Origin of the sequence: Pseudomonas sp. TH31 (genome assembly GCF_016650815.1) — a bacterium.
Lineage (GTDB): Bacteria > Pseudomonadota > Gammaproteobacteria > Pseudomonadales > Pseudomonadaceae > Aquipseudomonas.
Window position 1 is genome coordinate 41423 of record NZ_JAEKEZ010000030.1, and the last position, 21326, is coordinate 62748.

Below are 21326 nucleotides of genomic sequence, written 5' to 3' on the forward strand. Positions count from 1 at the left end.
GACAAGATGAATCGAGATGATTTGTCTAACATTGGCCGGGGCTGTGCCAACCAAGACTGGCTCTCATTAATAGATTTTTTCTTTGTTCTTTGGCTTGCTGTGCAGAGGACCTCCACCCTCTGCATTTCAGAGAAAGTGATCTCAACATAAGGTATTAAAAATGAAACTAACCCAATTGTGTACTTTTGCATTCATCTTGGTTGTGTCTTCTGTTACGGTCGCTGAAGGTGGCGGGGACAGAACATTTGAAAGAATGATGGTCGCGAACGATCGAGCCGTGGAGAATTTTTTAGAAAAAAAGGAAAATAGTCGTCCTGAGCCCGTGAATAACGACAAGTCAAAAGACCAAATCTATTGAGACGAACCCATACGTTAATCTCGGCCCGTTTAGATAACTACTGACTTCGTATCGAACAAAACGGGACACTTTCCCCAACCCCGCCAAAGAGGATGGATCAGGAGTGACAAGGATAAACAGCCGTTGGCTGCGTCGGCGTCAGGCCACCCCCGAGGCAGAATCCGCTGATGTAGCATATCGTTGACGGCTTTTTGCATTTTCATCACGAGATTTTTCCCCAGCAGAAAGAGCTCTTCAAAAACTCGCCACGGTCCAGGTCGGCGCAACGACGCGATTGTCGGCGGTGTTCCACGGTCTGTGGCTGCTGGCGTCCGTACTGTTGCTTTCCGGTGGCGAGCCTGGCGGGTGTGCTGGTTTATACCGGTTTCAAACTGGTGGACCTCAAGGCCTTTCGCGGCCTGGGTCGTTATGGCCGGATACCGATGCGACTGCCCTGGCAATCATCTTCACCGACCTGCTGACCGGCGTGCTGATCGGCTTCGGCCTGACCCTGGCCAAACGAGCCTGGAAGGCTTCGCGGCTGAAGATCAGCCTGATCGACCTGCCCAAGGACGGCGAAATGGAGTTGCGCTTGATCGGTGCGGCGACCTTTCTCAAGGTGCCGGCGCTGACCCAGGTGCTAGGGACCATTCCAGCAGGCACGACGGTGCATGTGCCGCTCAATAACCTGAGCTACATCGACCATTCGTGTCTGGAATTGCTTGAGGAGTGGGGCCGGGCGAATGCGGCCAAGGATTCGAAGCTGCTGATTGAGGCGCGGGGGTTGAAGCGCAGGCTGGAGGGGCGGTTGCGTACGACCACCGGTGTAGGTTCTGCGGGGGTTTAAAGCAAAAGATCGCAGCCTTCGGCAGCTCCTACATGTAATGGCGAACATTCTGTAGGAGCTGCCGGAGGCTGCGATCTTTTAAGAACTCCAGATTAAGTCGCCGGCTGATCCAGCTCCAGGCCCACGCCCAACTGGCGCGACAGGCACGGCCAGCGTTTCCACGCGGCACCGGTGTCCGGGCTGTTGAGTTTCTCGCGGTAGGCTTCCACCGACTCCAGCGCGAAACTGTCTTCGTTAAGCATCTCGTCCACGGCGTGATGCACCGCCTCATCCAGTTGGTTGGCAAATGTTTCGCCGATCAATTGGTGGGCAATCAGGTTGGCGACAGTCATGTCCAATGGGATCAGTGGCTGGCCAAAATGCTTGATGTACAGGTCATTGACCTCCTCGACCAACCGGTGCGCCAGATAAGCTTCGTCCAGCAGGCTGTCCAGGCCGATATGCCCGGTCATGATCGCCGGCGGCTTGAGGAAGAACTGCTCGGCGATTTTCAGCACCGGTTTGATCTGTGATTCGATGCCCGCTTCCCGAGCGACATCATTGGCTGCGTCCAACAGGTCCGGCACTTGCTCTATATAAGCGGCCACAAAACGGGTCATCACGCCCTTGGCGTCGACATCCGGTAGCTGGATGGCGGAATGCAGGTGCGGCAGTTGAGTTTCCAGTTGACGAGTTAACAGGCCGGTCTCGGCCTCATGTTGTTGGGCTTTTTGGATCTGCTCGCGCAATGCGGCGGTGCTCATGAAAACTCCAGGAAACAAAGGCAATGAAATAGGGAGAACATAACTTAGCTGGCTTATGAAAAATGCTAAGACGCATTTGTCATAATTATTTCATCCTTGAGACATTGCAGTTATATCGATTTGCCACCACTCGTCTGCATCCTTCTCCATTCGTGCCCTGGAACGCAAGTACTAGCTGTTTCAGTTGATTTACGCCTTCGCGTTGCGAGGTCGCGGTCGCTGTCTATACTCGGTTTTGAATGGAGTTAGCTGATGACGCCCGACTGCATATGCAGCAAGGCCCGGCGATTCAAGTTCGTAGTCTGAAAAAGCCGCTCCCTTGCCGTTGGTGTTAGCCGGCGGGATAACAAGAACGATAAGGGGAACCCGCAATGATGCGACATCCACATGTCTGGATGGGCCTCCTGTTGTGGTCGATTTTCAGCCAGGCACAAGCTGCCTGGACTGTGAATATGGCGCCTGGAGCGACTGAAATCAGTCACGCAGTATTTGACCTGCACATGACCATTTTCTGGATCTGTGTAGTGATCGGCATCATCGTCTTCGGCGCCATGTTCTGGTCGATGATGGTCCACCGCCGCTCGACCGGGCAGGTGGCCGCAAAATTTCATGAAAGCACCACCGTAGAAATCCTCTGGACCGTCGTGCCCTTCATCATTCTGGTGGCCATGGCGGTTCCCGCGACAGCCACCCTGATCAAGATGTATGACTCCAGTGAGCCGGATATCGATATCCAGATCACCGGCTATCAGTGGAAGTGGCACTACAAATACCTGGGCCAGGACGTCGAGTTCTTCAGCAACCTGGCCACGCCCCAGGATCAAATCCACAACAAGGAAGCCAAGGGCGAGCACTACTTGCTCGAGGTCGACAAGCCGCTGGTGCTGCCGATTGGCGCCAAGGTGCGCTTCCTGGTGACCTCCGCCGACGTTATCCACTCCTGGTGGGTACCCGCCTTCGCGGTCAAGCGCGATGCGATTCCGGGATTCGTCAACGAAGCCTGGACCCGGATCGACAAGCCCGGCATCTACCGTGGCCAGTGTGCCGAGCTGTGCGGCAAGGATCACGGCTTCATGCCGATCGTGGTCGAGGTCAAGGAGAAGGCCGATTACGACAAGTGGCTGGCCGATCGCAAGGCTGAAGCCCTGCAGCTCAAAGAGCTGACAACCAAGGAATGGACCCTCGACGAACTCAAGGAGCGCGGTGACAAGATCTATCACACCACCTGCGTGGCCTGTCACCAGGCCGAAGGGCAAGGCTTGCCACCGATGTTCCCGGCGCTCAAAGGTTCGCCGATTGCTACCGGACCGAAAGCAGACCACCTGCACCGCGTTTATTTCGGCAAGCCCGGAACTGCCATGGCGGCGTTCGGCAAGCAACTCTCGGAAGTCGATATCGCCGCGGTCGTGACCTACGAACGTAACGCCTGGGGCAACAACAAAGGCGACATGGTCACGCCTAAAGAAGTGCTGGAGTTGAAACAGGCGGAAAGCAAATGACCCGGTCTATTGCGCACGTAAGGAACCGGTCGGGGCAGCGCGCCCCGGCCTGCCCAGCCCATCTGTTTGCAGGAGACAAGCCATGAGCGCCGTCATCGATGACCATGGTCATGCCGACCACGCCCACGGCCCCGCCAAGGGCCTGATGCGCTGGGTACTGACCACCAATCACAAGGACATCGGCACGCTGTACCTGTGGTTCGCGTTCACCATGTTCCTGATTGGCGGCTCGTTCGCCATGGTGATTCGCGCCGAATTGTTCCAGCCCGGGCTGCAAATCGTCGAACCGGCGTTCTTCAACCAGATGACCACCATGCACGGCCTGGTGATGGTCTTCGGTGCGGTGATGCCAGCATTCGTCGGCCTCGCCAACTGGATGATCCCGTTGATGATCGGCGCGCCGGACATGGCCCTGCCACGAATGAACAACTTCAGCTTCTGGCTACTGCCAGCGGCGTTCATCCTGTTGATCTCGACCTTGTTCACTGCCGGTGGCGGTCCGAACTTCGGCTGGACCTTCTACGCCCCGCTCTCCACGACCTACGCGCCGGAAAGCGTGACCTACTTCATCTTCGCCATTCACTTGATGGGCATCAGCTCGATCATGGGCGCGATCAACGTGATCGCCACCATCCTCAACCTGCGCGCCCCCGGCATGACGTTGATGAAAATGCCGCTGTTCGTCTGGACCTGGCTGATCACCGCGTTCCTGCTGATCGCGGTGATGCCGGTGCTGGCCGGGTGCGTGACGATGATGCTGATGGACATCCACTTCGGCACCAGTTTCTTCAGTGCCGCCGGTGGCGGTGATCCGGTGCTGTTCCAGCACGTGTTCTGGTTCTTCGGCCACCCCGAGGTGTACATCATGATCCTGCCGGCCTTCGGTGCCGTCAGCTCGATTATCCCGACCTTCTCGCGCAAGCCACTGTTCGGCTACACCTCGATGGTCTACGCCACGGCGAGCATCGCGTTCCTGTCGTTTATCGTCTGGGCGCACCACATGTTCGTGGTCGGTATTCCGCTGGTGGGCGAGTTGTTCTTCATGTACGCCACGCTGCTGATCGCGGTGCCGACCGGCGTGAAGGTGTTCAACTGGGCCAGCACCATGTGGCAAGGCTCGCTGACCTTCGAAACGCCGATGCTGTTCGCCGTGGCGTTCGTGATCCTGTTCTCCATTGGCGGGTTCTCCGGGCTGATGCTGGCCATCGCCCCGGCGGACTTCCAGTACCAGGACACCTACTTCGTGGTCGCGCACTTCCACTACGTGCTGGTGCCGGGGGCAATCTTCGGGATCTTCGCCTCAGCGTACTACTGGTTGCCGAAATGGACCGGCCACATGTACGACGAAACCCTCGGCAAGCTGCATTTCTGGCTGTCGTTCGTCGGCATGAACATGACCTTTTTCCCGATGCACTTCGTGGGGCTGGCGGGCATGCCGCGACGGATTCCGGACTACAACCTGCAATTCGCCGACTTCAATATGGTGTCCTCGATCGGCGCGTTCATGTTCGGTACCACGCAGTTGTTCTTCCTGTTCATCGTGATCAAGACCATTCGCGGCGGCCCGCCAGCACCGGCCAAACCGTGGGAAGGGGCTGAAGGTCTGGAGTGGAGCGTGCCGTCACCGGCGCCGTATCACACCTTCACCACCCCACCGGAAGTGAAATGAAACGCCTGGCTTTTGTGGGAGTGAGCCTGCTCGCGAAGAACGATGATGCGGTTTGTCTGCTAAACCGCAGCGCCTGCTTCGCGAGCAGGCTCGCTCCCACAGGGTTTTGTGTGGAGGGCTTGCACTGTGGCTGACTCGATCTCGCTGAAAAAACTGGTCACGCGCCTGCTGATGGTGGTGGTGGCGATGTTTGTATTCGGGTTTGCCCTGGTGCCGATCTACGACGTGATGTGCAAGGCCTTCGGCATCAATGGCAAAACCGCCGGGCAGTACGAAGGTTCGCAAGTGGTCGACACCTCGCGGCAGGTGCGCGTGCAGTTTCTGTCGATGAACAACGCCGACATGCCGTGGGAGTTTTATCCCAAGGGCAATGAGCTGACGGCGCACCCAGGTGCGGTGAGCGAGATGATTTTCGTCGCCTACAACCCCACCGACCACCCGATGAGCGCCCAGGCAGTGCCGAGCATCGCGCCCAGCGAGGCGGCGGCGTATTTCCACAAGACCGAATGTTTCTGCTTTACCCAGCAAGTGCTGCAGCCCGGTCAACGGATCGAGATGCCGGTACGTTTTATCGTTGACCGTGACATGCCCAAGGATGTGAAGCACCTGACGCTGTCCTACACGCTGTTCGATATCACCGCACGTCATCCGCCCGTGGCTGTTGCTGCAAGCACCGGTGGCTAGGCGTTGAAGCGTGCCCGATAAGGAGAACAATAAATGGCAACTCATGAGCACTATTACGTACCCGCCCAGAGCAAATGGCCGATCATCGCCACCGCCGGCATGCTGGTCACGGTGTACGGCCTGGCCACCTGGTTCAACGACCTGAAAGCGGCCCGGCCGGAATCCCACGGCCCGCTGATCTTTTTCGTCGGTGGCCTGCTGCTGGCCTACATGCTGTTCGGCTGGTTCGGCACGGTGATCAAGGAGAGCCGCGCGGGGTTGTACAGCCCGCAGCTTGATCGCTCGTTCCGCTGGGGCATGAGTTGGTTCATCTTTTCCGAGGTGATGTTCTTCATCGCCTTCTTCGGTGCGCTGTTTTACGTGCGGCACATCTCTGGCCCGGCGCTGGGAGGCGAAGGCCCAAAAGGCATCGCCCACATGCTCTGGCCGAACTTTCAGTTCGCCTGGCCGCTGCTGCACACCCCGGACCCGAAACTGTTCCCGCCGCCTAAAGAAGTCATCAGCCCCTGGGGCCTGCCGCTGATCAACACCATTTTGCTGGTCAGCTCCAGCGTCACCGTAACCATCGCCCACCACGCCTTGAAAAAAGGCCATCGCGGCGCGTTGAAAATCTGGCTGGCGATCACCGTGTTGCTCGGTTGCGGATTTCTCGCCCTGCAAGCCGAAGAGTACACACACGCCTACCACGAACTGGGCTTGACCCTCGGCTCGGGCGTCTACGGCGCGACGTTCTTCATGCTCACCGGGTTCCACGGTGCCCACGTGACCATCGGCACCATCATCCTGTTTGTGATGCTGATGCGGATCATGCGCGGGCACTTCGATAACGAGCACCAGTTCGGCTTCGAAGCGGCGAGTTGGTACTGGCACTTCGTCGACGTGGTGTGGATCGGGTTGTTCGTTTTCGTCTACGTGCTTTGAGGCGTCACCAAGGCGCAGTAGAAACCAACTGGCCGCTGTAGAAACCCCAGGCAATCAAGCCGACGGTGGTGGCGGCCAGGGCAACCCGAACACTCAAGGCGATGACCAGGCGGTTCGAGCTGCTGTCGTCCTTGACCAGAAAAAACAGGCCGCCGAACAGGCTGACAACCGTGGCAATCAGCATCAGGACGATGGCTGTTTTGAGCATGGCAAGACTCCGGGGGACAGGCGATGCATTTGAGTATAGCTATCGCGATGACCGACTTTCTGGCGATGCCATGAAGCGCTTTCGGCCGGGCATCGTGCCAACGATTGTAGTGGCGCTGTTGCTGCCGCTGCTGGTGTCACTCGGTTTCTGGCAACTGAGCCGAGGCGCGGAGAAAAGCGCGCTGCTGCAAACTTACGCCGAGCGTCGGGCGGCCGAACCGATGGCCAGCACCGAGCTGCAACACACCCAGGATCCGGCCTTTCGCCGGGTGCACCTGTACGGCCAGTTCGATGCCGGGCACAGCCTGCTGCTGGATAACCGCCAGCGCAACGGCAAGGTCGGCGTCGAGTTACTGCAACCGTTTCACGATCAAGCGACCGGGCTTTGGTTGCTGGTCAATCGTGGCTGGTTGCCGTGGCCGGAGCGCCGTACCCCGCCGCAATTCAAGACCCCCACCGAAGCTCGGAGCATTGACGCGTGGGTCTACGTTTCCCCCGGCGCGACGTTCCAGTTACATGCCGATCCGGCGACGTCGACCTGGCCGAAGCTGATCACCGCCGTCGAACCGGCCAAGCTCTGGGCCTCGCTCAATCGCGAAGGTTTCGCCTACGAATTACGTGAAGAAACCGGCCCCGCGTCCTACCAGGCCGATTGGCCGGTGGTGGCCATGGGGCCGGAAAAACACATCGCTTATGCCGTGCAGTGGTTCGCCATGGCGATCGCCCTGTTTGGCCTTTTTATCTACCTCGGCTGGCACAACGCAAAGGAGAAACACCATGGGAGCGGCCATGAATCCACCCAGCATGTCTGAGGCGAAAACGCCGGCGAGTCGGCGTAAGGGGCGTTTGCAACTGCTGCTGATCCTGCTTGGGGTGATCGGTCCGATGATCCTTGCGACCGGCATGTACAAACTGAATTTCTGGGTGCCGGACGGCCGCAGTTATCACGGAGAACTGATCGGCAACGGCCAGACCCGCGCCGACCTCGGCGTGCAGGCCGAGGAGGATCGCTGGCAAATGCTGGTGACCGCGCCCAAGGACTGCTCGGTGGACTGCCAACAACTGGTGTACCTGGCGCGGCAAATCCAGATCGGCCTCGGCCGCGACGCGTCCCGTGCCAGTCATGCATTGGCAGCGGCGCAACCGCTGACCGCCGACTATGAGGCCAAGCTGACTCGCGAATATCCGCAACTGCAGCGCTATCCCATGGACTTGACCACGTTCAGTAAAACAACAGGGGACAAAACCGCGCCGCAGCTGTGGATCATCGACCCGCACGGCAATCTGGTGCTGCGCTACGACCCGACGGTCAAGGGCAAGGACCTGCTGAACGATCTGCGTCAACTGCTGAAACTGTCGAACATCGGATAAGGGCATCGTCATGGCCAAACCTGGATTTCGCCTCGCACTGTTTGCCACCCTGCTGGCACTGATTGTGGTGTTGCTCGGTGCCTACACGCGCCTGACCCACGCCGGCCTCGGCTGCCCGGACTGGCCGGGTTGCTACGGCTTTATCAGCGTGCCGAAAAGCGAAGCCCAACTGGCCCATGCCGAATTGCACTTCCCCGATACGCCGGTGGTGGCTCACAAGGGCTGGAACGAGATGATTCACCGCTATTTCGCCGGCACCCTGGGGCTGTTGATCTCGGTGCTGGCCGGGCGCGCCTGGGTGCATCGTCGTCACCCTGGACAACCGGTGAAGTTGCCGTTGTTTCTGTTGGCGGTGGTGTTCGCCCAAGCGGCGTTCGGAATGTGGACGGTGACGCTCAAGCTCTGGCCGCAAGTGGTCACCGGGCATTTGCTTGGCGGGTTCGCGACGTTGAGTTTGTTGTTTCTGCTGACACTCAGACTGTCCGGCGTATTACCGGCCCTGACCGTGCCAAAGCGTTTGCAGTACTGGGCGACCGCCGGATTACTGCTGGTGATTCTGCAAATTGCCCTCGGCGGCTGGGTCAGTTCCAATTACGCGGCAGTGGCATGCATCGACTTCCCGACCTGCCACGGCCAATGGCTGCCACCGGCTGATTTCGCCAACGGTTTTCACCTGACCCAACACATCGGCCCGAATTACCTCGGCGGACAACTGGACAGCGATGCCCGCACCGCGATTCACCTGACCCACCGGATCGGCGCCCTGCTGGTGACGCTGGTGCTGCTGGGCCTGGCCTGGCAACTGAAAGTGGTCGGCATGACTCGTCTCGCAGGCCTTGTGTTGATCGCCCTCGGCGCACAAATCACCCTAGGCATCAGCAACGTGCTGTTTCACCTGCCGTTGCCGATTGCCGTTGCCCATAACGCGGGCGGTGCGGCGCTGTTGCTGACGATGGTGCTGGTCAATTATCACGCGCGAACCAGTCTGGTTCGGGTCAAGCAGCAATCCCCTGCGCGCTGGCGCTTCAGCCTGCGTAAACACTCCGCCGGGCCCATAACAATAAAAGGAGAAATGCCATGGCGACTCTGATCGGTGAACGTCACAGTCAGGCAATCTGGCGCGATTATCTGGAACTGACCAAGCCGAAAGTGGTGGTGCTGATGCTCATCACATCCTTGGTGGGCATGTTCCTCGCGACCCGCGCCGGGGTGCCGTGGACGGTGCTGGTGTTCGGTAATCTGGGGATCGCCCTGTGTGCCGGTGGCGCGGCGGCGGTCAATCATGTGGTGGACCGGCGGATCGATGCGGTCATGGCCCGGACTCACAAGCGGCCGCTGGCTGAAGGCCGGGTGTCACCCGCAGCAGCGTTGACCTTTGCCTTGGTGCTGGCGCTGCTCGGTCAGGCGTTGTTGCTGGCGTTCACCAATCCGCTGACTGCCTGGTTGACCCTGGCCTCCCTGCTCGGCTATGCAGTGGTCTACACCGGTTTCCTGAAACGCGCGACGCCGCAGAACATCGTCATCGGCGGCCTGGCCGGCGCTGCCCCGCCGCTGCTGGGCTGGACCGCCGCGACCGGCCATATCGGAGCCGAGCCGTTGCTGCTGGTGCTGATCATCTTCGCCTGGACCCCGCCACACTTCTGGGCCTTGGCCATTCACCGCAAAGAGGAGTACGCCAAGGCCGACATTCCGATGCTGCCGGTGACCCATGGCGAACACTACACCAAAGTCCATATCCTGCTTTACACCTTCGCGCTGCTGGCGGTCAGCCTGATGCCGTATGTGATCCACATGAGTGGCGTGCTCTACCTCGTTTGTGCCTTGGGACTGGGCGCGAGGTTTCTGCAATGGGCCGTGGTGCTGTACCGTGGCACTCGGCCGCACGCGGCGATCAACACGTTCAAGTACTCTATTTACTACTTGTTCCTGCTGTTTATCGCGCTGCTCGTAGACCACTACTTACTGTTGAACCTATGACTCGAACTCAGAAAACCGTCTTCATCCTCGTTGCCCTGATCGCGCTTGTGCTGGGCCTGACCGTCAACAAAGTGCTGTCCGGCAAGGGCCAGGGTGACCCGACGGCGCTGATCGACGCCGGGATCATCCTGTTGCCGCAAAGCCGCAGCCTGCCGAGCGTGACGATGACCGACCAGGACGGCAAACCGGTGGCGGTCAACGAGCTGAAAGACAAGTGGAGTCTGTTGTTTTTCGGCTACACCTTCTGCCCGGACATCTGCCCGACCACCCTCGCCCAACTGCGCCAGATCAAAAGCGAACTGCCGCCGGAAGCGGCGGCCAGGTTGCAGATCATCCTGGTCAGCGTCGACCCGAACCGCGACACGCCCAAGCAGCTCAAACAATATCTGGGTTACTTCGACCCGCAGTTCCAGGGACTGACCGCCTCTTCGGTGGAAGACATCCAGAAACTCGCCAACGCGGTAAGCATTCCGTTTATTCCGGCGGACACCAGCAAGCCTGACTACACGGTCGACCACAGCGGCAATCTCGCGGTGATCGGGCCGGACGGGACGCAGCGTGGGTTCATTCGCGCGCCGCTGAACAACGTGAAGTTGGTAGCGCAGTTGCCGGTGATGCTTAAACGCCAATAGCTTTTTGAGGCACAAAAAAAGATCGCAGCCTGCGGCAGCTCCTACAGAATCAGGTCGATACCGATGCCTGTGTAGGAGCTGCCGAAGGCTGCGATCTTTTACTTTTGATCTCTAGATCAGAACGCCGGCAATACCGCGCCTTTGTACTTCTCGAGAATGAACGCTTTCACCTCCGGGCTGTGCAGCGCAGCGACCAGTTTCTTCATCGCGTCGCTGTCCTTGTCGTCCGGACGGGCCACCAGGATGTTCACGTAAGGCGAGTCGTTGCCTTCGATGACCAGCGCATCCTTGGACGGATCAAGCTTGGCTTCCAGCGCGTAGTTGGTGTTGATCAGAGCCAGGTCGACCTGGGTCAGCACACGCGGGATGGTCGCGGCTTCCAGTTCACGGAACTTCAGGTCCTTGGCGTTCTCGGTGATGTCCTTGATGGTCGACAGGATGTTGTTCGAATCCTTCAACTTGATCAGGCCAGCCTTCTGCAGCAGCAACAGCGCACGGCCGCCGTTGGTGGCGTCGTTCGGGATCACCACGTTGGCGCCGCCAGGCAGTTCGGCCAGGGTTTTGTACTTGCTGGAGTAAGCGCCCAGCGGTTCCAGGTGCACACCGGCAACAGCAACCAGATGGGTGCCCTTGGCTTTGTTGAACTCATCCAGGTACGGCTGGTGCTGGAAGAAGTTGGCGTCCAGACGCTTCTCGGCGACCTGCACGTTCGGCTGGATGTAGTCGGTGAAGACTTTGACTTTCAGGTCCACGCCTTCTTTGGCCAAGGCCGGTTTCACGAACTCGAGGATTTCCGCATGCGGAACCGGAGTCGCGGCGACGGTCAGGGTTTCAGCAGCCTGGGCAGAGAACGCGGCAACGGCAGCGAACGCGACGAGTAGTTTTTTCATTCAGCTAACTCCTTGTGGGTACCCGCTTGCGGCGCCCGTGTGGCGCCTGCCAGCGAATGGCCGGCTCATGTCTTGATTACGAGAACTGTTATTTACGCGAGAAATGTACGACCAGCCTGTCGCCAACCATCTGCAGAACCTGCACCAGCACCAGCAACAGCACCACGGTGACGATCATCACATCGGTCTGGAAACGCTGGTAGCCGAAACGGATCGCCAGGTCGCCCAAACCACCGGCGCCGACCACACCGGCCATCGCCGTGTAGGACACCAGTGTAATCGCCGTCACCGTAATCGCCGCGTAGATACCCGGACGGGCTTCTGGCAGCAAGGCGTTGATGATGATTTGCCTGGTGGTCGCGCCCATGGCCTGGGTCGCTTCGATGATGCCGCGATCGACTTCACGCAGGGCGGTTTCCACCAGTCGCGCGAAGAACGGCGTGGCGCCTACCACCAGCGGTGGAATCGCGCCCGCAACGCCGAGCGAAGTGCCGGTGATCAATACCGTGAACGGGATCATCACGATAAGCAGAATGATGAACGGCAGCGAACGCAGGATGTTCACCGCCAGCGACATCAATGCGTAGGCCGCTCGGTTTTCGAGCAACTGTCGCGGGCTGCACAGGAACAGCAGCACACCCAGCGGCAGGCCGAGCAAGATAGTGAACAACAGCGAACCACCGAGCATCTGCATCGTGTCGCTGGAGGCCAGCCCGATTTCCAGCCAGTCGATGTTCTTGAAGAACGCTTTGATTGTTTCTACTGCAGCGTCATACGTTTCCATTAGCGCAGCACCTCCATGTGGACGTCAGCCGCAGTGAAGAGGCCGAACGCCGCCTCCATGTCGCCGCCGGTGACGGCCAGGGTCAATTGCCCGTAAGGAACGTCTTTGATGCGGTCGATACGACCGGCCAGGATGCTGTAGTCCACGCCGGTTTCCCTCGCGACGGTACCGAGCAATGGCGCGTAGGTCGCTTCGCCCTGGAAGGTCAGACGCACGATACGGCCCGGCACGTGAGCGAAGTCATCGCGCTGTTCGCTTTCGTCGATCTGCTCGCTTTCCTGCACGAAACGCTTGGTGGTCGGGTGCTTGGGATGCAGGAACACCTCGGCCACCGAGCCTTGCTCGACAATCACGCCTGCGTCCATCACGGCCACTTGGTCGCAAACGCGGCGGATCACGTCCATCTCGTGGGTGATCAGCACGATGGTCAGCTTCAGCTCGCGATTGATCTCGGCCAGCAATTGCAGGACCGATGCGGTGGTCTGCGGGTCCAGGGCGCTGGTGGCTTCGTCGCACAGCAGGATTTTCGGCTTGGTCGCCAGGGCGCGGGCGATGCCGACGCGCTGCTTCTGGCCACCGGACAACTGCGCCGGGTACTTCCTGGCATGGTCGGACAAACCCACCGGGCCAACAGTTCGGCCACACGCTGGTCAATCTCGCTGCGGGACAACTCACCGGCCAGGGTCAGCGGCAGCGCGACGTTGTCGGCCACAGTCTTGGACGCCAGCAGGTTGAAGTGCTGGAAAATCATCCCGACTTGCTGACGGAAACGTCGCAGGCTATTGGCATCCAGCGCGGTGACTTCTTCGCCATCGACGAAGATTTTGCCGCCACTGGACTCTTCCAGGCGATTGATCAGACGCAGCAGGGTACTTTTTCCCGCACCGGAATGACCGATCAGGCCGAAGACCTGACCGTTCTCAATCGTCAGACTGGTCGGATGCAGGGCGGGAATATCCTTACCGGCGACGCGGTAAGTCTTATGGACGTTTTGAAACTCGATCACGTAGCGAACCTTGTGGGGCGCGTTGGAAAAGGATCAGCGGTTAGCCGGGCGCGCATTTTAGCCTGTCCGTATAGAGGTTATTAGCATTTATTCCGCATTCAACCTTTCATTTGGAAATAACGCGATCAAAGGTCATAAAAAAGGAACGGCTAAAAACCTCATCAGTCACTAATTAGGCAACTCGAAAACGCCCCCGGTGCCGTGCCTGGGGAATTGCTCAAGAGTCCTGGCTACGGCGGGAATCGCAACGAGGAGTTTACGTCTGATGAGTACCAAAAAGCCTGCCGCCCCCAAAAGCGCACTGGCCGGGACCGACACCCTGGACCGCGGCAACACCAACGCCAAGCTCGACAGCCTGGAACAATTTCGCTCCGATGCCACTGAACAGGCGCTACGCACCAACCAGGGCGTGAAGGTTTCGGATAACCAGAACACCTTGAAGGTCGGCGCCCGCGGGCCGTCGCTGCTGGAAGACTTCATCATGCGTGAAAAGATCACGCATTTTGACCATGAGCGCATCCCGGAGCGCATCGTTCATGCCCGTGGCACCGGCGCCCATGGTTACTTCCAGACCTACGAAAACCATTTCGCCCTGACCAAGGCTGGCTTCCTACAGGATCCGGGCAAGAAAACCCCGGTATTCACTCGTTTCTCTACCGTTCAAGGCCCCCGCGGGTCAGGCGATACCGTGCGGGACGTACGAGGTTTCGCCGTGAAGTTCTTCACTGACGAAGGCAACTTCGACCTGGTGGGCAACAACATGCCGGTGTTCTTCATTCAGGACGCGATCAAGTTTCCCGACTTCGTCCACGCGGTAAAACCCGAGCCCCACAACGAGATGCCGACTGGCGGCTCGGCCCATGACACGTTCTGGGACTTCGTGTCCCTGCAACCCGAGTCGGCACACATGGTCATCTGGACGATGTCCGACCGGGCGATCCCGAAAAGCCTGCGCAGCATGCAGGGCTTCGGCATCCACACCTTTCGGTTGATCAATGCCGAAGGCAAATCACGCTTCGTCAAATTTCACTGGCGCCCCACTGCCGGCACTTGCTCGCTGGTGTGGGATGAAGCGCAGAAACTCGCCGGTAAAGACACTGACTTCCACCGTCGCGATCTCTGGGAGGCCATCGAGGCCGGGGACTACCCGGAATGGGAACTTGGCGTACAAATCATCGAGGAAGAAAACGAACATAGCTTCGACTTCGACATCCTCGACCCGACCAAACTGATCCCGGAAGAAATCGTCCCGATCACACCGCTGGGCAAAATGGTCCTTAACCGTAACCCGGACAATTTTTTCGCCGAAACCGAGCAGGTAGCGTTTTGCCCGGGACACATCGTGCCGGGCATCGACTTCTCCAACGATCCACTGCTGCAAGGTCGGCTGTTTTCCTACACCGACACGCAAATCAGCCGACTCGGCGGGCCGAACTTTCACGAGATTCCGATCAACCGTCCGCTGGCACCGTTCCACAACGGCCAGCGGGATGCGTTGCACCGCACCACCATCGACAAGGGTCGCGCGTCCTACGAGCCCAACTCGATTGATGGCGGTTGGCCGAAAGAAACCCCGGCGGCGGCGAAGGACGGCGGCTTCGAGACGTACCCGGAACGCATCGACGCCAACAAGATCCGGCAGCGCAGCGAGTCGTTCAGCGATCACTTTTCCCAGGCGCGGTTGTTCTTCAAGAGCATGAGCAAGCACGAGCAGGAACACATCATCTCGGCTTACAGCTTCGAGTTGGGCAAGGTTGAGCGGTTGTGGATTCGTGAGCGGCAAGTTAACGAGATCCTCGCCAATATCGACCTGGAACTGGCCAAGCGTGTGGCGCAGAACCTGGGGCTGCCGGCGCCGAAGGCCGGGACTGTTGATGTGCGTAAAACGTCGCTGGATCATTCGCCGGCGCTGAGTCAGGCCAATTTGCTGCCAGAAAACATCAAAACCCGGAAAGTGGCGATTCTTGCGGCCAACGGCGTCGATGGTGCAGCGATCGAGGCGATGAAGAAAGCGCTGGCCGCCGAGGGTGCTCATGCCAAATTGCTTGGGCCGACTTCAGCGCCGGTTACAACCGCCGATGGCAAAGCACTGCCGGTGGATGCGTCGATGGAGGGTCTGCCGTCGGTGGCGTTCGATGCGGTGTTCGTGCCGGGTGGCTCGGCGTCGATCAAGGCGTTGAGCGGTGATGGCGTGGCGTTGCATTACTTGCTGGAGGCCTACAAGCATCTGAAGGCAATCGCGCTGCATGGCGAAGCCAGGCAATTGCTGGATGTGTTGAAACTGGAAGCGGATGCCGGATTGATCGTTGGCGCGGATGCCAAGCTGTTCAAGGCATTTTTTGCCGCCATCGGGCAGCATCGGGTGTGGGACAGGGAGCCCAGGGCCAAGGCGATTCCGGCTTAAGTTTTTTATTGATCGCAAAGGCGCCATCGCGGGCAAGCCTTGCTCCTACGGGTTCGCGTTGTTCACATAATTAGCGAACGCCGCGGACCTGTGGGAGCAAGGCTTGCCCGCGATGCTTTTCAGGGTTTACGCGGGCTTAGAACGATCTGCGCCGGAACATTGCGCAAAATCTGTTTTTCCAGCTTCAAATCGAAATCCGAATCGAGCTTCTTCACGCGCTTGGTGAGCAGAGTGGCCAACCACGGGTAATCCTGGGTACGCGGCGCCTGAATGCTCACGGCGCATTCATAATTCACAACATCGGCGGCGATAGCGTCCAGTTGATGACGAAGCTTGCTCATATCGGTGAGGTTCAACGCCACCGTGGTGCTTTCAGCCGTCGGGTCGATGACTTTGGCTTTCGGCTTGGCTTCAGCCGCCATCAGCGCTGCTTCAGCCTTGTCCAGCTCAGCCTTGCGCGCATTGACGATGGCGTTGTTAACCCCACCGGTCAGCGCCGGGGCCTTGGGCATCAATGCCCGTGCACGGCTCAGGGCGGTCGCGGCAGCGTTTACATCGCCTTTTTGCAACACGATCTGGCTGCGTTGCAAATAGGCTTCGGCCAGTTGCCGTTGGTACTGCACAAGGCTTGGGTCGTCGGGCGACTGGGCCTGCAAGGCCGCCAGTTGATCTTCGGCGGTGGCCAGCTCGCTGCTGGCCAGGTTTTGTTCCAGCTGTGCGATGGCCGTGGCCCGTGCATCGGGGGCATCGGTGGCCGCCGGTGGCGTGCTTTGGCAGGCGCCCAGCAGCAGAGAAAATGCGACAAGGAGCAGATAACGGGAGGCGAACGACTTCATTCCTGCGACTCTCTATTTGCGCAAAAAACGAGCAAGTCTACACCCCTCGACGGGGCAGGACAAAACTCAGCAGAAACAGTGCGGCGGCCGTCACAACAATCGACGGGCCCGCCGGGGTGTCCTTGAACCATGACAACGCCAGCCCGCCACACACCGCGAGCATGCCCAGCAGGCTCGCGCCCAGTGCCATCTGCTCCGGTGAGCGGGCGTGACGTTGTGCCGCAGCCGCCGGGATGATCAACAACGAAGTAATCAGCAACACACCGACGATCTTCATCGCTACGGCAATCACTACGGCGATCAGCAACATCAGCGTCAGGCGCAACGCCGCCACCGGCAAACCTTCCACCGTGGCCAACTCTTCGTGCACGGTGATCGCCAGCAATGGCCGCCACAACGTCACCAGCAACGCCAGCACCGCCGCGCTGCCACCGAGGATCCAGGCCAGGTCGGTCGGGCTGATCGCCAGCAGGTCGCCAAACAAATAAGCCATCAGGTCGATCCGCACTTCATGCATGAAGCTTAGTACCACCAGGCCCAGCGAGAGCGTACTCGGTGCGAGAATTCCCAAAAGCGTGTCAGACGCCAGCGGCTGGCGCTGCTGCAAAGTCACCAGCAACACTGCCAGCAGCAGGCAACCGACGGTCACCGCCACGGTCGGGCTCACATCCAGCAGAAAGCCCAGGGCCACGCCCAGTAGCGCGGCGTGGGACAAGGTATCGCCGAAGTAGGCCATACGGCGCCAGACCACGAACGAACCCAACGGGCCCGCGACCAGGGCCAGGGCCAGACCTGCAAGCAGGGCGTAGAGCAGAAAATCAGCCATGCTTGCAGCTATCTCCATGAACGTGGGGTGGGGCCGACGCGGTCGCGCTGACCACCGAACCATGCAGGTCATGAGCATGGTCGTGATGGTGGTGATAAATCGCAAGGCTTTGTGCGTTCTTGCCGAAAAGCTCGACGAAAGCGGGATCGCCGCTGACGTGTTCCGGGTGCCCGGAGCAGCAGACGTGGCGATTCAGGCAAACCACCTGGTCGGTGGTGCTCATCACCAGGTGCAAATCGTGGGAAACCATCAACACGCCGCAACCGTGACGGTCGCGCAGACGCGTGATCAGGCTGTACAGGTCGGCCTGACCCGCCACATCGACGCCTTGCACCGGTTCATCGAGCACCAGTAGTTCCGGCTCACGCAACAATGCCCGGGCCAGTAGCACACGCTGCATTTCGCCACCAGACACCGTTTGCACCGGGCTGTCGATCACCTGCTCGGCGCCGACTTCCTTGAGGGCCGCCAACGCCCGCGCCCGGTCCACGCCGGGCACCAGGCGCAGAAAGCGCAGTACCGAGAGTGGCAGGGTTGGATCGACATGAAGTTTTTGCGGCATGTAGCCAACGCGCAGTTTCGGCTTGCGCCAGACACTGCCGCTGTCCGGTTTCAACAGGCCGAGTACGGCGCGCACCAGAGTGGTTTTGCCAGCGCCGTTGGGGCCGATCAGGGTCACGATCTGCCCAGGTTCGACGCTCAGATCAATGTTTTCCAGGACGTTTTGCCCGGCAAACGTGACGGCAACCTGCTCAAGACGGATCAGCGCGTTGCTCATCAAGCCCCCTGGCAACCCGAGCAGAGCCCGACCACTTCAACGGTCTGGGCCTCCACGACAAATCCGACATCTTTGGCGCTGAAGACAATCGCGTCGCTGATGGATTTTTGTTCAAGTTCAATCGCAGCGTGGCATTCGCGGCAGATCAGGAACTGACCCTGGTGGGCGTGCTCCGGGTGATTGCAGCCAACGAAGGCGTTCAACGACGAGATGCGGTGCACAAGGCCGTTATCCAGCAGGAAATCCAGCGCCCGGTATACGGTCGGTGGCGCGGCGCGTCGGCCATCCTGCTCGCTGAGTACCGCCAGAATGTCGTAGGCGCCCAGCGGCTTGTGGCTTTGCCAGACCAGTTCCAGCACCCGTCGGCGCAGGGCGGTCAGGCGCAACCCCTGACGTGCGCACAAGGCATCGGCCTCAGACAATGCGCTATGAACGCAATGAGAGTGGTCGTGGGGACGGCTGGCAATCGGTGTTTTAGGCATGAGCGGCGACGAGTTTTGTGAGAGACGTTATTATGTTACTCGTTCTCGCCTCTTCGAGTGGTCATCGTGTCCCGACTTTTTTCTATTCCTGTCGCATTTATCGCAAGTTTCCTGTTGATCGGCTCGGCGCAAGCAGAAGTCAAAGTGCTCACCAGCATCAAGCCGCTGCAGTTGATTGCGGCGGCAGTGCAGGACGGCGTGGCGATTCCGGAAGTGTTGCTGCCGCCAGGGGCTTCGCCGCATAACTACGCCTTGCGCCCTTCCGATGTACGCAAGGTGCAGTCGGTCGATCTGGTGTACTGGATCGGTCCGGACATGGAAGGTTTCCTGCCGCGCGTGCTGAAAGGTCGCACGCTGCCCACCGTAGCCGTGCAGGATTTGCCTGGCATGAAGCTGCGACACTTCGCCGAAGATAGCCAATCTCACGCCGAAGATGCCGACGAACATGACCACGATCATCGCCCGGGCACCCTGGACGCACATTTGTGGCTGTCGCCGATCAACGCTCGGGTGATCGCCACGAAAATGGCCACCGACCTGAGTGCCGCCGATCCCGACAATGCGGCGCGCTATCAGAGCAACCTCAAGGCGTTCGATGAGCGTCTGGATGCATTGGACCTACGCCTGAAGGCTCGCCTGGCAGGCATCGCCGGTAAGCCTTACTTCGTGTTCCACGAAGCGTTCGACTACTTCGAAGACGCTTACGGCCTCAAGCACACCGGCGTGTTCAGCGTCGCCGCTGAAGTCCAGCCTGGCGCCCAGCATGTCGCGGCGATGCGCACGCGATTGCAGGAAGTCGGCAAGACTTGCGTGTTCAGCGAACCGCCGCTGCGGCCACGTCTGGCGGAAACCCTGGTGGCCGGCCTGCCGGTGAAACTGGCGGAACTGGATGCACTGGGCGGCTACACCCCGGCGACCGCTCAGGGGTATGAACAGGTACTGGAGAAGTTGGGGAATGATTTGGCGGGGTGCCTGGAGTCGTTGTAACCCCATAAAAAGATCGCAGCCTTCGGCAGCTCCTACACCGATCTCCGTAGGAGCTGCCGAAGGCTGCGATCTTTTGATTTTTAAAGGGCAAACGGCAACGGATTACTCACCTTCTGCCGCTGCGCCAAGCGCAGCTGAAACTCCATCGGATCGTGAATCAACACATCCTGTCCGGCGAAGGACTCGGCGGCAATCAACCGCGACAGCCAGAACCGCACGCACGCCACGCGCAGCATGGTCGGCCACAATTCGGCCTCGGCCGCAGTAAACGGGCGCAGCGCCGCATAGGCGCCCAACAAGGCCCGGGCTCGCGGCCCGTCGATCAAGCCTTGTTCGTCCGAACACCAATCATTCAGGGCAATCGCCACGTCGTACAACATCGGCCCGGAACAGGCGTTGTAGAAGTCGATCAACCCGGTCAGGTGCGTGCCTTCGAACATCGCGTTGTCGCGGAACAGGTCGGCGTGGATGTTCGCCCGTGGCAGCGCCAGAATTTTCTCTTTCCGCTGAGTGATTTCATCCAGCGCCCGTTGCAACAGATCGCTTTGCTCAGCGTTCAGGTGCGAGAGCAACTGCGTGCCCTCCTCCAGCATCCAGTCCAGGCCACGATCCGTCTTGCGCTTTATCATGTTGGCCTGGGTCGCCAGGTGCAGATGGCCGAGGAGCTCGCCCACTTGTGAACAATGCTGGGCGTTGGCATCCTTGATGTGCTTGCCGGCCAGACGCGGCTGCAACAGCGCCGGCTTGCCCGCCAATTCGCGCAAGGCCACGCCGTCGGTGGTGCGCAGCGCGTACGGCACTGGCAAGTCGGCATCGTGCAACACGTCGAGCAGTTCGATGAAGAACGGCATTTCCTGAACCGGGCCGCGCTCGACCAGGGTCAGGACAAACTCGCCCTTCTCCAGGCTGATAAAAAAATTGGTGTTTTCGCTACCGGCAGCAATCCCCTGGAAATCGAGCAGGCGGCCGAGCCCGTACGGGGCGAGAAAGGTTTCCAGCTCGGGCCGAGCCAGGGGGTAAACACAGACATGGTTAAAAACTGCTCAGTTCGGGCGCCGCGATCGAGCCGGCGCCAATTAAAATTAATAAACTACTTCCACTCAAAAATTTTCCACGACGGAATCAACATATCCGGCTGGTCCGAGCGGATGAAGTTTGCATCGGTCCCGTCCGCGCGCACCAGAAAATATGGCGGTGCGCCCTTGGGCGTGACCTTGATCGCATACAGGAAGCCGTTTTGGCGGTATTCCTGAATGACCTTGTCCCCTTCCGTGTGGATCGTGACTTCCGGCTCAGCCTTTGATACATCGTCCGCCGCCATGACGGCTAACGGAACGGCTGCAAACAACCCAGCCAGCAACAGGCGATTTAGTGTGCGCATGATAACCTTGTCCCTTTGTCGTCAACGGTCCCGCTATTCTAGCGCCGGACCCGCCGAAAAGGTTG

General features: G+C 59.5%; 21 protein-coding genes and 3 pseudogenes. 13 read left to right on the forward strand and 11 right to left on the reverse strand.

Annotation, left to right across the window (positions count from 1 at the left end; all coding sequences use genetic code 11):
- The first annotated feature begins 160 nt into the window (after positions 1 to 160).
- Positions 161 to 358: a co-regulatory protein PtrA N-terminal domain-containing protein gene (locus JFV26_RS24105; protein ID WP_201195950.1), complete on the forward strand. Its 198-nt coding sequence runs from the start codon at positions 161 to 163 to the stop codon at positions 356 to 358.
- A gap of 244 nt (positions 359 to 602) precedes the next feature.
- A pseudogene (locus JFV26_RS24110) lies at positions 603 to 1184 on the forward strand (SulP family inorganic anion transporter); the annotation flags it as partial.
- A 92-nt stretch (positions 1185 to 1276) separates the two neighbouring features.
- Here JFV26_RS24110 and JFV26_RS24115 read toward each other — a convergent pair.
- Positions 1277 to 1927, reverse strand: a complete 651-nt coding sequence (locus JFV26_RS24115; protein ID WP_201195952.1) for a hypothetical protein — start codon at positions 1925 to 1927, stop codon at positions 1277 to 1279.
- Positions 1928 to 2298: 371 nt separating this feature from the next.
- Between JFV26_RS24115 and coxB the strand changes: the two genes are divergently transcribed.
- The 4 genes from coxB (at position 2299) to JFV26_RS24135 (ending at position 6700) form a co-directional block, all read left to right on the forward strand.
- The gene (coxB, locus tag JFV26_RS24120; RefSeq protein WP_201195953.1) at positions 2299 to 3426 is read left to right on the forward strand and encodes a cytochrome c oxidase subunit II; all 1128 of its coding nucleotides are present in this window, start codon (positions 2299 to 2301) and stop codon (positions 3424 to 3426) included.
- A gap of 82 nt (positions 3427 to 3508) precedes the next feature.
- Entirely contained in the window at positions 3509 to 5095 is a 1587-nt protein-coding gene (gene ctaD, locus JFV26_RS24125; protein WP_201195955.1) for a cytochrome c oxidase subunit I, read from the forward strand.
- A gap of 126 nt (positions 5096 to 5221) precedes the next feature.
- Complete coding sequence (locus JFV26_RS24130) at positions 5222 to 5779, forward strand: cytochrome c oxidase assembly protein (RefSeq protein ID WP_201195957.1); 558 nt, start codon at positions 5222 to 5224, stop codon at positions 5777 to 5779.
- A gap of 33 nt (positions 5780 to 5812) precedes the next feature.
- Complete coding sequence (locus JFV26_RS24135; RefSeq protein ID WP_201195959.1) at positions 5813 to 6700, forward strand: cytochrome c oxidase subunit 3; 888 nt, start codon at positions 5813 to 5815, stop codon at positions 6698 to 6700.
- Positions 6701 to 6704: 4 nt separating this feature from the next.
- Here JFV26_RS24135 and JFV26_RS24140 read toward each other — a convergent pair whose 3' ends face one another.
- Complete coding sequence (locus JFV26_RS24140) at positions 6705 to 6908, reverse strand: twin transmembrane helix small protein (RefSeq protein WP_201195961.1); 204 nt, start codon at positions 6906 to 6908, stop codon at positions 6705 to 6707.
- 70 nt (positions 6909 to 6978) lie between these two features.
- Between JFV26_RS24140 and JFV26_RS24145 the strand changes: the two genes are divergently transcribed.
- From JFV26_RS24145 to JFV26_RS24165, 5 genes are read left to right on the forward strand one after another with little or no spacing between them, the layout of a single operon-like run.
- On the forward strand, positions 6979 to 7719 hold the full coding sequence (locus JFV26_RS24145) for an SURF1 family protein (RefSeq protein WP_201195963.1): 741 nt from the start codon (positions 6979 to 6981) through the stop codon (positions 7717 to 7719).
- On the forward strand, positions 7685 to 8278 hold the full coding sequence (locus JFV26_RS24150) for a hypothetical protein (RefSeq protein ID WP_201195965.1): 594 nt from the start codon (positions 7685 to 7687) through the stop codon (positions 8276 to 8278). Before JFV26_RS24145 ends, JFV26_RS24150 begins: the two co-directional genes overlap by 35 nt.
- 10 nt (positions 8279 to 8288) lie before the next feature.
- Positions 8289 to 9368 (forward strand): COX15/CtaA family protein, encoded by a 1080-nt coding sequence (locus tag JFV26_RS24155; RefSeq protein ID WP_201195966.1) that lies wholly within the window; start codon positions 8289 to 8291, stop codon positions 9366 to 9368.
- A complete protein-coding gene (cyoE, locus tag JFV26_RS24160) occupies positions 9356 to 10255 on the forward strand; it encodes a heme o synthase (RefSeq protein WP_201195967.1) in 900 nt (299 codons plus the stop codon). Before JFV26_RS24155 ends, cyoE begins: the two co-directional genes overlap by 13 nt.
- Positions 10252 to 10887, forward strand: a complete 636-nt coding sequence (locus JFV26_RS24165) for an SCO family protein (RefSeq protein ID WP_201195968.1) — start codon at positions 10252 to 10254, stop codon at positions 10885 to 10887. The genes cyoE and JFV26_RS24165 overlap by 4 nt, the downstream gene beginning before the upstream one ends.
- Before the next feature lie 116 nt (positions 10888 to 11003).
- On the opposite strand, the gene JFV26_RS24170 is transcribed toward JFV26_RS24165, so the two are convergent.
- The 3 genes and pseudogenes from JFV26_RS24170 to JFV26_RS24180 all read right to left on the reverse strand — a co-directional run bounded on the left by JFV26_RS24170 (position 11004) and on the right by JFV26_RS24180 (position 13567).
- Positions 11004 to 11777 (reverse strand): MetQ/NlpA family ABC transporter substrate-binding protein, encoded by a 774-nt coding sequence (locus JFV26_RS24170; protein WP_201195969.1) that lies wholly within the window; start codon positions 11775 to 11777, stop codon positions 11004 to 11006.
- Between the two features lie 88 nt (positions 11778 to 11865).
- Complete coding sequence (locus JFV26_RS24175; protein ID WP_201195970.1) at positions 11866 to 12561, reverse strand: methionine ABC transporter permease; 696 nt, start codon at positions 12559 to 12561, stop codon at positions 11866 to 11868.
- Positions 12561 to 13567 (reverse strand): annotated as a pseudogene (locus JFV26_RS24180) (methionine ABC transporter ATP-binding protein). The gene JFV26_RS24175 and the pseudogene JFV26_RS24180 overlap by 1 nt, the downstream one beginning before the upstream one ends.
- 265 nt (positions 13568 to 13832) lie before the next feature.
- Between JFV26_RS24180 and katE the strand changes: the two are divergent.
- Positions 13833 to 15971: a catalase HPII gene (gene katE, locus JFV26_RS24185; protein ID WP_201195971.1), complete on the forward strand. Its 2139-nt coding sequence runs from the start codon at positions 13833 to 13835 to the stop codon at positions 15969 to 15971.
- 119 nt (positions 15972 to 16090) lie between these two features.
- Here the strand turns inward: katE and JFV26_RS24190 are convergent, their stop codons facing one another.
- From JFV26_RS24190 to zur, 4 genes are read right to left on the reverse strand one after another with little or no spacing between them, the layout of a single operon-like run.
- Positions 16091 to 16807, reverse strand: coding sequence for a PA5502 family lipoprotein (locus tag JFV26_RS24190; protein WP_201195972.1), 717 nt, complete (start codon positions 16805 to 16807; stop codon positions 16091 to 16093).
- A gap of 37 nt (positions 16808 to 16844) precedes the next feature.
- On the reverse strand, positions 16845 to 17633 hold the full coding sequence (gene znuB, locus JFV26_RS24195) for a zinc ABC transporter permease subunit ZnuB (protein ID WP_054047998.1): 789 nt from the start codon (positions 17631 to 17633) through the stop codon (positions 16845 to 16847).
- Positions 17626 to 18411, reverse strand: coding sequence for a zinc ABC transporter ATP-binding protein ZnuC (gene znuC, locus JFV26_RS24200; protein ID WP_201195973.1), 786 nt, complete (start codon positions 18409 to 18411; stop codon positions 17626 to 17628). Before znuC ends, znuB begins: the two co-directional genes overlap by 8 nt.
- Positions 18411 to 18893 (reverse strand): zinc uptake transcriptional repressor Zur, encoded by a 483-nt coding sequence (gene zur / locus JFV26_RS24205; RefSeq protein WP_201195974.1) that lies wholly within the window; start codon positions 18891 to 18893, stop codon positions 18411 to 18413. Before zur ends, znuC begins: the two co-directional genes overlap by 1 nt.
- Before the next feature lie 66 nt (positions 18894 to 18959).
- On the opposite strand from zur, the gene JFV26_RS24210 reads away from it, so the two are divergent.
- Positions 18960 to 19880: a metal ABC transporter solute-binding protein, Zn/Mn family gene (locus JFV26_RS24210; protein WP_201195975.1), complete on the forward strand. Its 921-nt coding sequence runs from the start codon at positions 18960 to 18962 to the stop codon at positions 19878 to 19880.
- Positions 19881 to 19960: 80 nt separating this feature from the next.
- On the opposite strand, the pseudogene JFV26_RS24215 reads toward JFV26_RS24210, so the two are convergent.
- Both JFV26_RS24215 and JFV26_RS24220 read right to left on the reverse strand, forming a co-directional pair.
- Positions 19961 to 20910, reverse strand: a pseudogene (locus tag JFV26_RS24215) (homoserine kinase).
- Positions 20911 to 20970: 60 nt separating this feature from the next.
- Entirely contained in the window at positions 20971 to 21261 is a 291-nt protein-coding gene (locus JFV26_RS24220; protein ID WP_201195976.1) for a DUF2782 domain-containing protein, read from the reverse strand.
- Positions 21262 to 21326 lie beyond the last annotated feature (65 nt).

Bases quoted from the DNA above. Each gene is read 5' to 3' on its own strand.
- znuC (WP_201195973.1), bottom strand. From the start codon at position 18,411: ATGAGCAACGCGCTGATCCGTCTTGAGCAGGTTGCCGTCACGTTTGCC.
- znuB (WP_054047998.1), bottom strand. From the start codon at position 17,633: ATGGCTGATTTTCTGCTCTACGCCCTGCTTGCAGGTCTGGCCCTGGCC.
- ctaD (WP_201195955.1), top strand. From the start codon at position 3,509: ATGAGCGCCGTCATCGATGACCATGGTCATGCCGACCACGCCCACGGC.
- katE (WP_201195971.1), top strand. From the start codon at position 13,833: ATGAGTACCAAAAAGCCTGCCGCCCCCAAAAGCGCACTGGCCGGGACC.
- JFV26_RS24115 (WP_201195952.1), bottom strand. From the start codon at position 1,927: ATGAGCACCGCCGCATTGCGCGAGCAGATCCAAAAAGCCCAACAACAT.
- JFV26_RS24135 (WP_201195959.1), top strand. From the start codon at position 5,813: ATGGCAACTCATGAGCACTATTACGTACCCGCCCAGAGCAAATGGCCG.
- JFV26_RS24155 (WP_201195966.1), top strand. From the start codon at position 8,289: ATGGCCAAACCTGGATTTCGCCTCGCACTGTTTGCCACCCTGCTGGCA.
- coxB (WP_201195953.1), top strand. From the start codon at position 2,299: ATGATGCGACATCCACATGTCTGGATGGGCCTCCTGTTGTGGTCGATT.
- JFV26_RS24105 (WP_201195950.1), top strand. From the start codon at position 161: ATGAAACTAACCCAATTGTGTACTTTTGCATTCATCTTGGTTGTGTCT.
- JFV26_RS24140 (WP_201195961.1), bottom strand. From the start codon at position 6,908: ATGCTCAAAACAGCCATCGTCCTGATGCTGATTGCCACGGTTGTCAGC.
- cyoE (WP_201195967.1), top strand. From the start codon at position 9,356: ATGGCGACTCTGATCGGTGAACGTCACAGTCAGGCAATCTGGCGCGAT.
- JFV26_RS24190 (WP_201195972.1), bottom strand. From the start codon at position 16,807: ATGAAGTCGTTCGCCTCCCGTTATCTGCTCCTTGTCGCATTTTCTCTG.
- JFV26_RS24170 (WP_201195969.1), bottom strand. From the start codon at position 11,777: ATGAAAAAACTACTCGTCGCGTTCGCTGCCGTTGCCGCGTTCTCTGCC.
- zur (WP_201195974.1), bottom strand. From the start codon at position 18,893: ATGCCTAAAACACCGATTGCCAGCCGTCCCCACGACCACTCTCATTGC.
- JFV26_RS24145 (WP_201195963.1), top strand. From the start codon at position 6,979: ATGAAGCGCTTTCGGCCGGGCATCGTGCCAACGATTGTAGTGGCGCTG.
- JFV26_RS24150 (WP_201195965.1), top strand. From the start codon at position 7,685: ATGGGAGCGGCCATGAATCCACCCAGCATGTCTGAGGCGAAAACGCCG.
- JFV26_RS24165 (WP_201195968.1), top strand. From the start codon at position 10,252: ATGACTCGAACTCAGAAAACCGTCTTCATCCTCGTTGCCCTGATCGCG.
- JFV26_RS24220 (WP_201195976.1), bottom strand. From the start codon at position 21,261: ATGCGCACACTAAATCGCCTGTTGCTGGCTGGGTTGTTTGCAGCCGTT.
- JFV26_RS24175 (WP_201195970.1), bottom strand. From the start codon at position 12,561: ATGGAAACGTATGACGCTGCAGTAGAAACAATCAAAGCGTTCTTCAAG.